Origin of the sequence: Vibrio furnissii CIP 102972 (genome assembly GCF_000176175.1) — a bacterium.
GTDB lineage: Bacteria > Pseudomonadota > Gammaproteobacteria > Enterobacterales > Vibrionaceae > Vibrio > Vibrio furnissii.
Genome location: NZ_ACZP01000013.1, coordinates 491942 through 506181 on the forward strand (window position 1 = coordinate 491942; position 14240 = coordinate 506181).

Below are 14240 nucleotides of genomic sequence, written 5' to 3' on the forward strand. Positions count from 1 at the left end.
ATGACTATTTATAAGCGGATCGCGATTTGAAACAAGTCGTTAGTGAGTAAAACTAAGTAAAGATTCGTCAAGCAGGCACAAAAAAGCCCGATGACAGGGCATCGGGCTTGGTTTGTTCCGGTGGGGGATTAGCAGATCACTTTCACTGCCAGGCCGCCTGTAGACGTTTCGCGGTACTTCGCGTTCATGTCTTTACCGGTTTCCAGCATGGTCTCAATCACTTTATCCAGAGACACGCGCGGCGCAGAAGAGCGACGCAGTGCCATACGGGTCGAGTTGATTGCTTTCACTGCTGCAATACCGTTACGTTCGATACATGGCACCTGCACTTGACCGGCAACCGGGTCACACGTCAGGCCAAGGTTGTGTTCCATCGCGATTTCAGCCGCCATACACACTTGCTCAGGGCTACCACCCAGCAGTTCAGCCAGACCCGCAGCCGCCATTGAACAGGCAACGCCCACTTCACCCTGACAGCCCACTTCAGCGCCAGAGATGGATGCGTTTTGCTTGTACAGACCACCGATTGCGCCAGAAGCCGCAAAGTAACGGATGTAATCTTTTTCGGTCACGGTTTGGATGAACTTGTCGTAGTACGCTAAAACAGCAGGAATGATGCCACAAGCGCCGTTCGTTGGTGCTGTCACCACGCGGCCACCGGCAGCGTTTTCTTCGTTCACGGCAAAAGCGTACATGTTCACCCAGTCAACCACAGCCATTGGGTCGTTGGTGATTTTTTCAGACGTCAGCAGTTGTTGACGCAGTGCTGCCGCACGGCGAGGCACGCGCAGTGGCCCAGGCAGAATGCCTTCAGTGCTCATGCCGCGTTCCATACACTCACGCATGGTGCGCCAGATGTTGGCAAAATAAGTGCGTACTTCTTCATCCGAATGCAGCGCTTTTTCGTTTGCCATGACCAGTGTACTCATCGACAGGCCACTTTCTTTACACTGATGAACCAGTTCTTCAGCAGAGCTGAATGGGTAAGGCACTTGAACCGGAGATTCAATCGCTTTACCAAAGTTCTCTTCGTCAACAATGAAACCACCACCGATCGAGTAGTAAGTTTTCGAGTAAGCAACTTCATCGTCAATCCACGCGTGGATCTGCATGCCGTTTTCGTGCAGTGACAGATTCGATTTGTGGAAATTCATGCCGCCTTCGCGAGGGAAGGAGACCGTATGACAGTGCATGCCAACAGGAAGGCGTTCAGTTTCTTCAACGCGAGCCATGAAGCCCGGAATTGCATCGATATCCACTTTCTCTGGCGAGTTGCCTGCCAGGCCCATGATGATTGCGATATCAGTGTGGTGACCTTTCCCTGTCAGTGATAATGATCCATAAACGTCCACGGTGATTTTAGTGATGTCGCGCAATTTTCCCATTGCACGCAGGTCATCAATAAACTGCTTACCCGCTTTCATCGGTCCGACTGTATGTGAGCTCGAAGGACCGACACCGATTTTATAGATATCAAATACACTAATCATATTGATTACCTCAAAAGTAAGCCCCCCTTAGAAAAGGGAGGCTCTTTATTATCGTTATATTCTGTGCTTTAAACTCATGCGTGAGGCCGAGATTAAAGAGCGCCGTAGATTACAGAACTAATGGCAGCAAGACCACAAATAACTGTGAAAATTTGCACTGGTGTTGAAGTCTTGTACTTCGCCATCGCAGGCACTTTTTGCATTGCGAATACAGGCAGTAGGAACAAGATTGCAGCAATCATTGGTGCGCCCATGGTTTCAATCATGCCAAGGATACTTGGGTTAATAATCGCGACGATCCAAGTGGTGACGACGATGAATGCCAGAGAGACTTTCTCGATTTTGTTGACCGGCATTGCACTGCGAGATTTCACCAGACCAACCAGACCTTCGTGTGCACCCAAGAAGTGGCCAAAGTAACTTGATGTGATTGCCGCAAATGCCACGATTGGACCTAAGTAAGAGATCAGGGGTGATGCGTGGATGTTAGCCAAGTAAGACAGAACGCTGATGTTTTGCGCTTGTGCCATCGCTAGCTCTTCTGGCGACAGAGAAAGAACCACAGAGAAAACGAAGAACATCACAAAACCCATCAGCATCATCGCTGCGCCACCAGTGATCATGTCCGTTTTAACAACGGCATTTTCACCATGTTGCATGCGCTGTTCTTTGGTGAACTGGCTGATGATTGGGCTGTGGTTGAATGAGAACACGATGATTGGAATCGCAAGCCAAATGACTGCTGGCATAGCAGACCAATCAGGTGCCACTTGCATCATGGATGTGTTCCATTCTGGGATCAGGAAGACAGACAGCGCCAACAGGATGAATACCAGTGGGTAAACCATCGCAGAGGTTGCTTTCAGCATCAATTCCTTACCAAACACAACGCCCGCTGTCATGGCTGAAATCAGCGCAGCAGACAGTAGCCAGCGTGGAATGGATTCCATGCCGATTTGGTTAACCAAGAACGAATCCACCGTATTCGTGATACCAACACCGTAGATCAGCACGATAGGGTAAATCGCAAAAAAGTAAGCAAAGGTAATAAGGTTAGCGCCAGTTTTACCAAAGTGCTCTTCTACTGTGTCGGTGATGTCCGATTCAGGGTTTTTCGCAGACAAAACAAAACGGGCCAAGCTTTTGTGAGCGAACCACGTCATTGGAGCAGCGATAAGGGCTAAAATAACTAATGGCCAAAAACCGCCCGCACCTGCTTTGATAGGTAGGAACAGCACGCCTGCACCAACGGCGGTGCCGAATAGCGACAGAGACCATACGAAATCTTTATAGGTCCATTTACCAGCAGATTGTGTGGTAGACGAAACCGTAGTTGTTGTATTCATGTTGTTTTACTCATTTTGGGAACAGGAAATAAGTCGAGCGCAATTTTGCAGAATTTTCTCCTACGAAAAATAGATCTAAATCATGAATTATCTGCGCTTATTGAATGATATGTCAAAAACACATCGTGGATCACGAAAAAACTGTGCTACATGTAAAAAATGTTAACGGAATGGATTAGATAAAGTTATCCGAGTATGTCGAAGGATGAGAAAAACCCGAAGCAAACGATTGCGCAAGGGGTGTAAAATGTAGGCAACCTGTTAGTAAAAGGCTAATACCACTAGGTTGTTTGGGGTTACTGACCACCATTTATATGTTTTTGTAGGGATTGGATGATTTGTGCTGTCATACCCCATATAAAATGATGTTTATATGGGATGGCGAACACCCTGTGCGGGGTGTTTTTTATCTGAAAGGTATTACTGAACAGTTGTCGACGATCCAGTAGGAAGTCGGCCGGTACCTCGAATACTTCTTCCACTTCGTTCTTATCGATGCAGCTTCTATAATCTGGCGAAATGAATGCTAACACTGGCGTTACAGCGAATTTACTGACGGTGACCAGTTCAGGCAATTGCCCCAGAATCTGGATCTGATCTTCCGAAATCCCAATTTCTTCGCGCGCTTCGCGCATGGCGGTTTGATACAGCGTGCCGTCGCCTTCTTCATATTTCCCGCCGGGAAAACTGATTTGACCGGGGTGATGTTTCAAATGCGCGGCGCGTTTGGTCAGCACGACGTTTAACCCGGTCGGACGTTCCACAAAACCAATCAGAACGGATGCTTTTCGTAAGGAACGTGAGGCGAGGTGAGCGACGCGATGGAGCGATTCTGCGTGATAACCTACAGGCGTTTTCAACTGGAAACCCTGAATTAATTCGGCTTTGCTAATACGACGCAAAATGATTCTCTCCCTCGGTGATTTGAAAATCTAAACTTTATGAATCATGCTTTTATGAGCCTAGTTTAAGGATAGCTCAATAATATGAAAGGAATTATTTTTACTGAGTTTCTCGAGCTGGTTGAAGATAAATTTGGCTTAGCGGTATTAGACCAAGTTCTTGAACAAGCAAAAGATTCGGGTGTGTATACGTCGGTAGGCAGTTACGATCATCAAGCGTTAGTGAAACTCATTGTTGAGCTCAGTCAGGTGACGGGGATCGATGCCAATGAGCTGCAACGCGTGTTCGGCGCCAGTATTTTTCAGTCGCTGTATCGCACGGTACCTGCGTCGGCCAATCTGTCCCAGGTCAAAGGGTGCTTTGCGTTCATTCGCCACGTGGAGGACTACATACACGTGGAAGTGAAAAAGCTCTACCCCGATGCCAAACCACCTAAGTTTGAATTTATCGATGAATCATCCACCGCAGTGACGTTCGATTACCAGAGCGCACGGTGCATGTCCCATGTTTGCCTTGGGCTTTTGCAAGGCTGCGCGGATTACTTCGGTGAAAAAATCGATGTGGTGATGGAACCCCAAACCGACGACAACCGCTGTGTCAGGTTTACGGTCACGCAAATGGAATAGGTGAACGCATGAGTCCTGAGTCTCCGATGGAAAGGAAACTCAAACGGGAAATTGCTGCGCGAAAAGAAGCTGAGAAGTTGCTCGAACAGAAGAGTTATGAACTCTACCACGCCAACCAACAGTTGAACCTGGCTCTGAAGCAGTTGCAGAAACAGACATCGCAGGATTTGCATAAGTTTGAGTTTGAAGAGCACATCGACTCCACGCTGATTTATTTTGGGCGGGCGTTCTTGTCACGAACGTTAGATAGCGCGCTGTTGACGACGTTGCTTGAACGCTTGACGCAAAGCCCAGTGATTGAGCATGTGTTCCTGCAGTTGTCTCCCGATCAAGTCGATGGCTTAGTGGGCAATCAATTGGGCGTCTCGGAACTTGCGACCATTCAACCTTATGTGGAAGTGCCGCACTGGCAGCACGATCATTTGTGCCTGCCATTGATGGTCGAACGCCTTGCTGCGGGACATTTGGTGTTTGCCACTCATCCCGACAACATCGAGCGAGATTTCATTGTGAAGCAGTTGTCGCTGGTGGGCGAGTTGCTGTGCAGTGCATTGAGCCGCCAGTTGATCATGAAACGCCAAGATGAATCGCGTAAACGGGCGGAGGAGTCTGAAAAGGCGACCAAAGAGTTTGTCGCGATGATCAACCACGAGCTACGCACGCCTCTGAACGGATTGCTTGGCAGCGCCGAGCTGCTATCGGATACGTCGCTCGATCCAGAACAACTCAGCTATTTAACCAACCTTCAGCATTCGGGCGACATGCTGCGCGTGATCATCAACGATTTGCTGGATTTCAGCAAAATGAACGCTGGCATGATGCAACTCATCCTGACTCAGTTTCGCTGGCAAGATTTGGAACATACCCTCAACGGCATCTTTTCCCCCAAAGCGCGTGAGAAAAAGATCGAGTTTGTGGTCAACACGCGTGGTGAGTTTCCAACCTATTGGATTGGCGATGTTGAACGGATTAATCAGATTTTGGTCAATCTGGTCGGTAATGCGATCAAGTTTACCCATCGAGGCGCGGTGACGGTGGCAGCGCGCTGGGTGGATGAGCGACTGCTGCTGCGCATCAGCGATACCGGCATTGGCATTCCGCTGGCGGCTCATGACACCTTGTTTGACCCGTTTACCCAAGTTGATCGTTCATCAAGCCGTCAATACGAAGGCACGGGATTGGGGCTGGCCATTTGCAAAAATCTGGTAGAGCTGATGAACGGGAGCATCGATTTTTCCAGCGTCGAAGGGGAAGGTACCGAGTTTTTTGTCTCCATTCCACTGCAAGTCGGCACGCAAGATGCTCGCGTGCCGGTATACGAAGGCCGCCCATCGCGCTCGCAAAAGCCGCCGCTACCAGAGCGCGCCATTTTGGTGGTCGATGATATCCGCATGAATCAGTTGGTGATTAATCAGATGCTCAAAAAGGTGAATCTAACACCGGACAACTGCGAAAATGGCATTGAGGCAATCAAAGCGGTGGAAAGCAAACCGTATGACCTGATTTTTATGGATTGTCGTATGCCCGGGATGGATGGTTTTGATGCCACGGAAAGGTTGAGGGAAAGCGGCTTTGGGATGCCCATCATCGCGTTAACGGCGGCCACTACACTAGAAGAGCGCGCCCGTTGTATGGCGTGTGGCATGAATGACATCCTGACCAAGCCGTATACCGCGACCGAGCTGGATGCCATTCTCAATAAATGGTTAAGTTAATCGGCCAATACCGGAAGGATGCGGCTGAGTTTATCCAGCGTTTCCTGATATTCAGCTTCCCATTGGCTGTCGGCGACGAGACCACCGCCCGCCCATGCATATAACTGCTGCTTTTGCGCGACCAGCGTACGAATGGTGATGCTGGTGTCCATGCGGCCATGACGGCTGATGTAACCAATCGAACCGCAATAGGCGCTGCGGCGATGCGGTTCTAATTCCTCAATGATGGCCATGGCACGCACTTTAGGGGCGCCGGTGATGGAACCACCCGGAAAGCCTGCGCGCAGCAGGTCGGCGTAACTGTATTGTGCGTCCAGCTCGGCACGAATGGTACTCACCAAATGATGCACCGCCGGGAAGGTTTCGATGTCGAACAGCTTTGGCACATGCACAGAACCCGGTTTGGCCACGCGGCCAATGTCATTGCGTAGCAAATCGACAATCATCAGGTTTTCGGCCTGATCTTTTTCCGCCGCTGCCAGCGCTTTCGCATACTCAGCGTCGATGATGGGGTCATCGCTGCGTGGACGAGTGCCTTTGATTGGCTTGGTTTCGATTGCACGCTCGTGCGCCTGAAGAAAACGCTCTGGCGACACGCTTAAAATTGCGCCTTGTTCGGTACGAATGAAGGCCGAAAATGGCGCCAAGTTAAACTGTTCAAGCTTCAAATAGGCGTGCCATTCGCTGCCTTGGTAATGGGCTTGAAAACGCTGTGCTAGGTTGATTTGGTAACAGTCACCCGAGCGCAGATACTCTTGCACCTGAATGAATTTTTCTCGATAGCTATTCGGCGTCATGTTAGAGCGCCACGGTGACGTCAACGCAAAGGGATTGGCTTGGGTTGGCGTGGGCGCTTCAAGCAGCGCATCCGCACTCGCAATGTTTTGACCAATCACCCGCGCGGTTTGGGTGTGGTGGTCGACGACTACCGCCCATTCATACAAACCGATGGCCATATCCGGCACAGTCAGATCGTGCTCTGCCAGGGTGGGAATGCGCTCAACACGACGGCCCAAATCATAAGCAAAGTAACCTAATGCGCCGCCAATAAATGGCAGATCGTCGTCGTAGGGGAGTGCTGGCAAGTAATGCTGTTGCAGCGTTGCGATGAGATCGAACGGATCGTCTTGTGACAATGTCACGCCACTAGGTTCACGCACTTCGGTCTCTTCGCCAAATGTGGTCAGGGTGACGAGCGGGCGTGCGACCAAAATGTCGAAGCGACTGTCGATATGCGTCTCGGATGCAGAACGGAGTAACATCGCCCAAGGCTCATGTTCGACCTTAGAAAACAGCTGATTGGCAAGATCCGGTTGATAAGTGAGCGGCTTGGCTTGAATCGGGGATTTTTCGTTGTTATTCATTTGTGTAAATTGTGACAAAGAGACAGTTCACTGCGTAGCGTGTTGAGGAAAGCAAGAGTATCATAAAACTCCAACGAAAAGCTGCTACTTGATAGACGTGCTCATGTTCGGTCGAATTTCGCCTTCTGGCTCCGCGGACATGCCGCGCAATTCTCTCAAGCCTCAGCCCATGGAAGCATAATGATAACGAGGCATGCAATGACGGTAATACGCAAGCAGGATGTGATCAGCAGTGTCGCTGATGCACTTCAGTACATTTCTTACTACCACCCTCTGGACTTTGTCCAAGCCCTTGAAAAAGCCTACCACCGTGAAGAAAGTCAGGCCGCGAAAGACGCGATTGCCCAAATTCTGATTAACTCTCGTATGTCTGCAGAAGGCCATCGTCCTATCTGTCAGGATACCGGTATCGTGACCTGTTTCGTCAACATCGGTATGGGTGTTCAGTGGGACTCGACCGACATGACGGTTCAGCAGATGGTGGATGAAGGGGTTCGTCAGGCTTACACCAATCCGGATAACCCGTTGCGTGCATCGGTACTGATGGATCCTGCTGGCAAACGCATCAACACCAAAGACAACACACCAGCTGTGGTACACATCAACATGGTACCGGGCAACACCGTGGAAATTCAGATCGCAGCGAAAGGCGGCGGTAGTGAAAACAAAACCAAGATGGTGATGTTGAACCCGTCTGATGACATTGCTGAATGGGTGGAGAAAACGCTGCCAGCTATGGGCGCAGGTTGGTGTCCGCCGGGCATGTTGGGTATTGGTATCGGCGGTACGGCTGAGAAAGCGGCGGTACTGGCAAAAGAATCATTGATGGAACACATCGATATTCAAGAACTGATTGAACGCGGTCCACAAAACGCAGAAGAAGAGCTGCGTCTGGATATCTTCAACCGTGTGAACAAGCTGGGTATCGGCGCGCAAGGTCTGGGCGGCTTAACGACAGTCGTTGATGTGAAGATCAAAACCGCACCAACGCACGCGGCATCGAAGCCGGTGTGCTTGATTCCAAACTGTGCGGCAACGCGTCACGTGCACTTCACGCTCGACGGCACGGGTCCTGCGGATCTGCAGCCACCAAAACTGGAAGAGTGGCCACAAATTACGTGGGAAGCGGGCGCAAACACACGCCGCGTCAACCTAGATACGGTAACGGCTGAAGAAGCGCAACAATGGAAGACCGGCGAAACGTTGCTGCTGTCTGGTAAATTGCTGACGGGTCGCGATGCGGCGCACAAACGCATTCAAACCATGCTCGATAACGGTGAAGGTTTGCCAGAAGGCGTCGACTTCAAAGGTAAATTCATTTACTACGTGGGCCCCGTTGACGCGGTGGGTGACGAAGCGGTGGGTCCTGCTGGCCCAACGACCTCGACTCGTATGGATAAATTCACTGACATGATGCTTGATAAAACCGGCATCATGGGAATGATTGGTAAAGCAGAACGTGGCCCAGCAACGGTTGAATCCATCAAAAATCATAAAGCGGTTTACCTGATGGCTGTAGGCGGCGCAGCGTATCTCGTGTCGAAAGCGATCAAGAAAGCGCGCGTGGTTGCGTTTGAAGATCTGGGGATGGAAGCGATTTACGAATTTGAAGTTGAAGACATGCCTGTGACGGTTGCGGTCGATTCGCAAGGGGTCAACGCACACCAAGTGGGCCCAGATACGTGGAAAGTCAAAATTGCTGAAGCAGCAAAATAAGCGTTACAGCTCGGGTCTGTGATCCGAGTAATGCAACTCTTAGCAAATAAATGACAAAGGTGCAGCGTCCGCAGCACCTTTTTTCTATATACTCTTTCTCTATCATACTTAAGTCACTTATTAAAAACGTCAGGAGAGCAACATGCCTCGCTTTATTCGAATCCTGCAAATCGCGATTGCGGTTGTGGTGGGAGCTTTTCTTGGTTACGACCTGATTTTGCACGGGATCAGCATCTTTGATAATAACTACGTCACGATCACCTGTGTTCTGTTTGTCTTGCTGCAAATTTCGTTGTTTGTGATCTACAAGCTGATTGAAGAAGATTAGTCCGAATCAATCGCAACAAACGAATACTAAGCCTCTGATTTTATTCAGGGGCTTTTTTATTCATCTCGTATTAAGATTACAGCAGCTACCATGCTCGATATCAGTGATTGAATTCCAGTGGAGACCTTGAATGAAGCGAATTGGCCAAGAAGTATCGGACCTGATCCATCGCGGTTTAGATTCTCACGTGCGTTTGGCGGTGACGGGGCTATCTCGCGCCGGGAAAACGGCGTTTATCAGTTCTCTGGTTAATCAGCTTTTGCACACCTCAACGCACGACAACTTGCCGCTTCTGGCCGCCGCGCGTGACAAGCGCATCATTGGCGCCAAGCGAGTGCCGCAGACCAACTTAATGGTGCCGCGCTTTGGGTACGACGAAGCGATGGAACAGTTACACAGCCTGCCGCCGCAATGGCCGGTGCCGACCCGCGACGTCAGCGAAATCCGTTTGGCGATCAAGTATCAAAGTAAGCGCCGCACGCGCAAACTCATCAGCGCCACGTCGACGCTTTATCTCGACATCATCGACTATCCGGGCGAATGGCTATTGGACTTGCCGCTGCTTGAACTCGACTTCGCGACGTGGTCTGCGCAGCAGTTTAATGCGCTGCATGGCACGCGTGCTGAATTGGCGAAACCTTGGCTGGCGGCGCTGGAGACGCTCGATTTAGATCAGGAAGCGAACGAAAAGACGCTGGCGCAGATTGCTGAGCTGTACACCGATTACCTGCATCAGTGCAAAGATCAAGGGTTGCATTGGGTGCAACCTGGGCGTTTCGTGTTGCCCGGTGAGCTGGAAGGCGCGCCAGTGTTACAGTTCTTTCCGTGTCGCGACATCAGCAGTGACCGCAAAACAGTGAAGCACTCGATGCTTGCGCTGCTCAAACAGCGTTATGAAGAGTACCAAAACAAAGTGGTGAAGGCGTTTTACAAACATCATTTCGCCACCTTTGATCGTCAGATTGTGTTGGTGGATTGCTTGTCGCCGCTCAATGAAGGACATGAATCATTTATGGACATGCGCAGCGCCATTGAGCAGATCATGCAGAGTTTTCGCTACGGCCGCAGCGGCATGTTGAGCCGCATGTTTGCACCCAAAATCGATAAAGTCTTGTTTGCGGCGACCAAAGCCGACCACGTGACACCGGATCAGCACCCGAATATGGTGTCGCTGCTGCAACAGATGATTCATCCCGCGTGGCAACATGCCGCATATGAAAACATCGAGATGACCTGCATCAGCATGGCGTCGGTGCGCGCAACTCAATCGGGGTACATCGAGACGCCTCACGGAAAAGTCTCGGCGATTCAAGGGGTCACGTTGGGAGGGGACGCGCTCACCATTTATCCGGGTGACGTGCCGAAAAAACTGCCGAATCCGAACTATTGGCAACAGAGCCAGTTTGATTTCACGGCGTTTCGCCCGATGGACAACAGCAGCGATGAGCCTTGCAAACACATTCGTCTGGATAAAGCGTTAGACATTCTGATTGGAGACAAACTGAAATGAGCGAATTAAAAACGAAGCAAGTGTTCAGTCAGCCGCTGCAAGCAGATGAACCTCACGTCGAATTGAATGCGCAGCAACAGTTTGCTGCCACCGAGCGGTTTGTACCCACGGTGACGGAAGAGAGCGAAACTGCTGTGGAATCGCAGCTAGAACAAGTGATTCGCCCCAAACGGGGGCGCAAGTGGTTTGCCGTGACGCTGCTCAGTACATTTTCCGGCTTAGTGGCGTGGCAGGCCATCGATAATGTGGTGACGTCGATTCAAAGTGCCGATTGGCTCAGCTTGGGCTGGGCGGGCTTCATCTCCGTGTTGGCGGGGCTTGGCGTGAGCGCAATGGGGAAAGAGTTGTGGAAACTGCGCAAACTACGCCACCATTTCTCGGTGCAAGAACAGGCCGAGGCGCTGATCACCACCGATGCGGTGGGACATGGTCAGGCGTTCTGTGAACAGATTGCCAAAGCGAGCGGCATTCAAACCAAAAGCCCGGCCTATCAACGTTGGCAGAGCAGCCTCGACAGCAGTCACAGCGATGCTGAAGTGCTGGAGATGTACGACGCGATGGTATTGAGCGAACAAGACAAACAGGCGACCCAACTGGTGTCGCAACATGCCACCGAAGCGGCAGCGTTGGTGGCCATCAGCCCGTTGGCGATCGCCGATATGTTGCTGGTGGCGTGGCGCAATTTCAAAATGATTGACCAGCTCGCCGATTTGTATGGCGTCGAGCTGGGGTATTGGTCGCGTTTGAAATTGTTTAAAGCGGTGCTGGTGAACATGGCGGCGGCGGGTGCGAGTGAGCTGGCAATTGATGCCAGCATGGATCTGCTGTCGATGGATTTAGCTGGTAAAATTTCTGCGCGCGCAGGGCAGGGGTTGGGCGTGGGTATTTTGACTGCGCGGCTGGGCTTGAAAGCGATGTCGTTACTGCGCCCACTGCCGTGGCACAAAGAGCGCGCGGTTAAATTGAGCGCCATTCGCAAACAAATCGTGGCAAAAGTCACGGCGCTTACCGTCAAATAAGCGAAAGTGCGACCTGAAACAAGAGATTGCTTGACGCCCTAAAGGCCTTGATAGAAACTACTGTCAACTTTTCGTGACACTTTCTGATTAGGATACCATTCAGTGCGTCTTGAAGTCTCTTGTGAAGACAGGCTCGGGCTAACCCGAGAACTGCTCGATATTCTCGCTTCGAAAAACATCGATTTACGTGGAATTGAAATCGATGTGATCGGCATTATTTACCTCAACTGCCCTGACATTGATTTTGAAACCTTCAGCGAGCTGATGGCGGAAATTCGTCGTATTCCGGGTGTCAAAGATGTTCGTAAAATCCAGTTCATGCCCATTGAACGCCACAACACCGAACTGATTTCGCTACTCAACAATTTGCCGGATGCGGTGCTTGCTATCGATCTCAAAGGGTCGGTGGACATGGCGAACCACGCTGCGCTTTCATTGTTTAACAAAGAGTCGCAAGAGATGATCGGCGTTCATGCATCGACATTGCTGCCCGCATTTAACTTCGCCCGTTGGGTGGATGGCAGTAAAGCGCGCGTGCGTGAAGATGTGGTGCTGGACGGCTTGGATTACGTGATGGAACTGATGCCGGTCTACATTACCGGTGAGTCGAAAGAGTCAACGTTGGCGAGTTCGATGATGATCATTCGCCCGGCGTCAACGCATGTGGTGGCGAACGATCACTTGCCGCTGCACAACAACCTCGGTTTCGAACATTTTGTCGGCGTATCAAACCGCCACAAAGCGTTGATGAATCACGCAAAAAAACTTGCCATGCTCGATCAGCCGCTGTTGCTGGAAGGGGAAACTGGTACGGGCAAAGAAATGTTGGCGCGTGCGTGTCACAATCGCTCCAACCGCGCAGGCTTGCCATTTTTGGTGTTGAGCTGCGCGTCCATGCCGGATGATGTGGCAGAAACCGAACTGTTTGGCCACGCGCCCGGTTCGTTTAACCATCAGCAGGGCCACAAAGGTATCTTTGAGCAGGCCAATGGTGGCACCGTGTTCCTCGATGAAATCGGAGAAATGAGCCCCCACCTGCAAATCAAATTGTTGCGTTTCTTGCAAGACGGCACCTTCCGCCGTGTGGGAGAAGAGCACGAAGTGCACGTCGATGTGCGCGTGATTGCGTCAACACGTCACAATTTGGCGGAGCTGGCCGAATCCGGCAAATTCCGTGAAGACCTGTTTTATCGCCTGAACGTCCTGACGCTGCGCATTCCACCATTGCGTGAGCGCCCGAGCGACATTCAACCGCTGCTAGAACTGTTCATTGCCAAACATAGCAACAAATTGGGCATGATGAAGCCGAAGCTGGCTGACGATTTGCTCGATCAACTGGCGCAATACCAATGGCCGGGCAACATGCGTCAGTTGGACAACATGGTGCTGCGCGCGCTGACGGAAATGCCGGATGGTTTGCTGACGGTCGATTACTTCCATCTGCCACAGCTTGAAACGGTGGCAACGGGTACGGCTAACATCAATCTGGACGGCTCGCTCGACGACATCATGAAGGACTACGAAGCGCAGGTGCTGGATCGCCTGTATCAATCGTTCCCGTCGAGTCGTAAATTGGCGAAACGCCTCAATGTGTCGCACACGTCGGTGGCGAATAAACTGCGTGATTACGGGATTAAGAAACGCTAATGGATGGATACAACACCTCAGGTCATGTCTACAAAGTGGATGGTGAGATTATTTTGCGCACGGCGGATTTTGATGACGCTGCGCGCATCACGCACTATTTCATTACCAACCGTGACTACCTCCAACCTTGGGAGCCCAAGCGTGAAGAGGCGTTTTTCTCAGAGCTAGGCTGGCAGCAACGCCTGATTAAGCTGCGAGAATTGCACAAAATGGCGCTGGGGTTTTATCTGTTGATTATCGATGCCGAGAGCGATGACATGCTGGGCACGATATCGTTCAGTAACATTTCACGCTTTCCATTTTATGCGTGCAATGTGGGGTATTCGTTGGCTGAACACGCTCAGGGCAAACACATCATGACGCGCGCGCTGAAGATGGCGTGCGACTACATGTTCAATGAGCAAAAGATGCACCGGGTGATGGCGTCTTACATGCCGCACAACACACGCAGTGAAGCGGTCTTGCAGCGGCTCGGTTTTGTCATTGAAGGTCATGCCAAAGACTATCTGTTGATCGATGGTCAATGGCAGGATCACAACCTCACCGCTTTGGTGAACCCCAACTGGAATGAATAAC

The 14240-nt window shown here is 51.0% G+C and carries 12 protein-coding genes; 8 read left to right on the top strand and 4 right to left on the bottom strand.

Annotation, left to right across the window (positions count from 1 at the left end):
• Nucleotides 1-128: 128 nt before the first annotated feature.
• From VFA_RS06220 to VFA_RS06230, 3 genes are all read right to left on the bottom strand, one after another.
• Nucleotides 129-1490, bottom strand: a complete 1362-nt coding sequence (locus VFA_RS06220; RefSeq protein ID WP_038151083.1) for an L-serine ammonia-lyase — start codon at nt 1488-1490, stop codon at nt 129-131.
• Nucleotides 1491-1582: 92 nt separating this feature from the next.
• A complete protein-coding gene (locus tag VFA_RS06225; protein WP_038151086.1) occupies nt 1583-2836 on the bottom strand; it encodes an aromatic amino acid transport family protein in 1254 nt (417 codons plus the stop codon).
• A 296-nt stretch (nt 2837-3132) separates the two neighbouring features.
• The gene (locus VFA_RS06230; RefSeq protein WP_004725726.1) at nt 3133-3738 is read right to left on the bottom strand and encodes a CoA pyrophosphatase; all 606 of its coding nucleotides are present in this window, start codon (nt 3736-3738) and stop codon (nt 3133-3135) included.
• A gap of 84 nt (nt 3739-3822) precedes the next feature.
• On the opposite strand from VFA_RS06230, the gene VFA_RS06235 reads away from it, so the two are divergent.
• Together VFA_RS06235 and VFA_RS06240 are read left to right on the top strand one after the other, a co-directional pair.
• Entirely contained in the window at nt 3823-4365 is a 543-nt protein-coding gene (locus VFA_RS06235) for a heme NO-binding domain-containing protein (protein WP_004725728.1), read from the top strand.
• Between the two features lie 8 nt (nt 4366-4373).
• A complete protein-coding gene (locus tag VFA_RS06240) occupies nt 4374-6080 on the top strand; it encodes an ATP-binding protein (RefSeq protein ID WP_004725730.1) in 1707 nt (568 codons plus the stop codon).
• Here VFA_RS06240 and pabB read toward each other — a convergent pair.
• Complete coding sequence (pabB, locus tag VFA_RS06245; protein ID WP_004725732.1) at nt 6077-7444, bottom strand: aminodeoxychorismate synthase component 1; 1368 nt, start codon at nt 7442-7444, stop codon at nt 6077-6079. The two genes, VFA_RS06240 and pabB, sit on opposite strands and share 4 nt — an antisense overlap.
• Nucleotides 7445-7642: 198 nt before the next feature.
• Between pabB and VFA_RS06250 the strand changes: the two genes are divergently transcribed.
• The 6 genes from VFA_RS06250 to rimJ all read left to right on the top strand — a co-directional run bounded on the left by VFA_RS06250 (nt 7643) and on the right by rimJ (nt 14239).
• The gene (locus tag VFA_RS06250; RefSeq protein WP_004725734.1) at nt 7643-9160 is read left to right on the top strand and encodes a fumarate hydratase; all 1518 of its coding nucleotides are present in this window, start codon (nt 7643-7645) and stop codon (nt 9158-9160) included.
• Nucleotides 9161-9302: 142 nt separating this feature from the next.
• Complete coding sequence (locus tag VFA_RS06255) at nt 9303-9488, top strand: hypothetical protein (RefSeq protein WP_004725736.1); 186 nt, start codon at nt 9303-9305, stop codon at nt 9486-9488.
• Between the two features lie 130 nt (nt 9489-9618).
• Nucleotides 9619-10998 carry a YcjX family GTP-binding protein gene (locus tag VFA_RS06260; RefSeq protein WP_004725738.1) on the top strand — a complete coding sequence of 460 codons (1380 nt, stop codon included), beginning with the start codon at nt 9619-9621 and terminating at the stop codon, nt 10996-10998.
• Complete coding sequence (locus VFA_RS06265) at nt 10995-12017, top strand: YcjF family protein (RefSeq protein WP_004725741.1); 1023 nt, start codon at nt 10995-10997, stop codon at nt 12015-12017. Before VFA_RS06260 ends, VFA_RS06265 begins: the two co-directional genes overlap by 4 nt.
• Before the next feature lie 102 nt (nt 12018-12119).
• On the top strand, nt 12120-13664 hold the full coding sequence (gene tyrR, locus VFA_RS06270) for a transcriptional regulator TyrR (protein ID WP_004725743.1): 1545 nt from the start codon (nt 12120-12122) through the stop codon (nt 13662-13664).
• Nucleotides 13664-14239, top strand: a complete 576-nt coding sequence (gene rimJ / locus VFA_RS06275) for a ribosomal protein S5-alanine N-acetyltransferase (RefSeq protein ID WP_004725745.1) — start codon at nt 13664-13666, stop codon at nt 14237-14239. Before tyrR ends, rimJ begins: the two co-directional genes overlap by 1 nt.
• Nucleotide 14240: the final 1 nt, after the last annotated feature.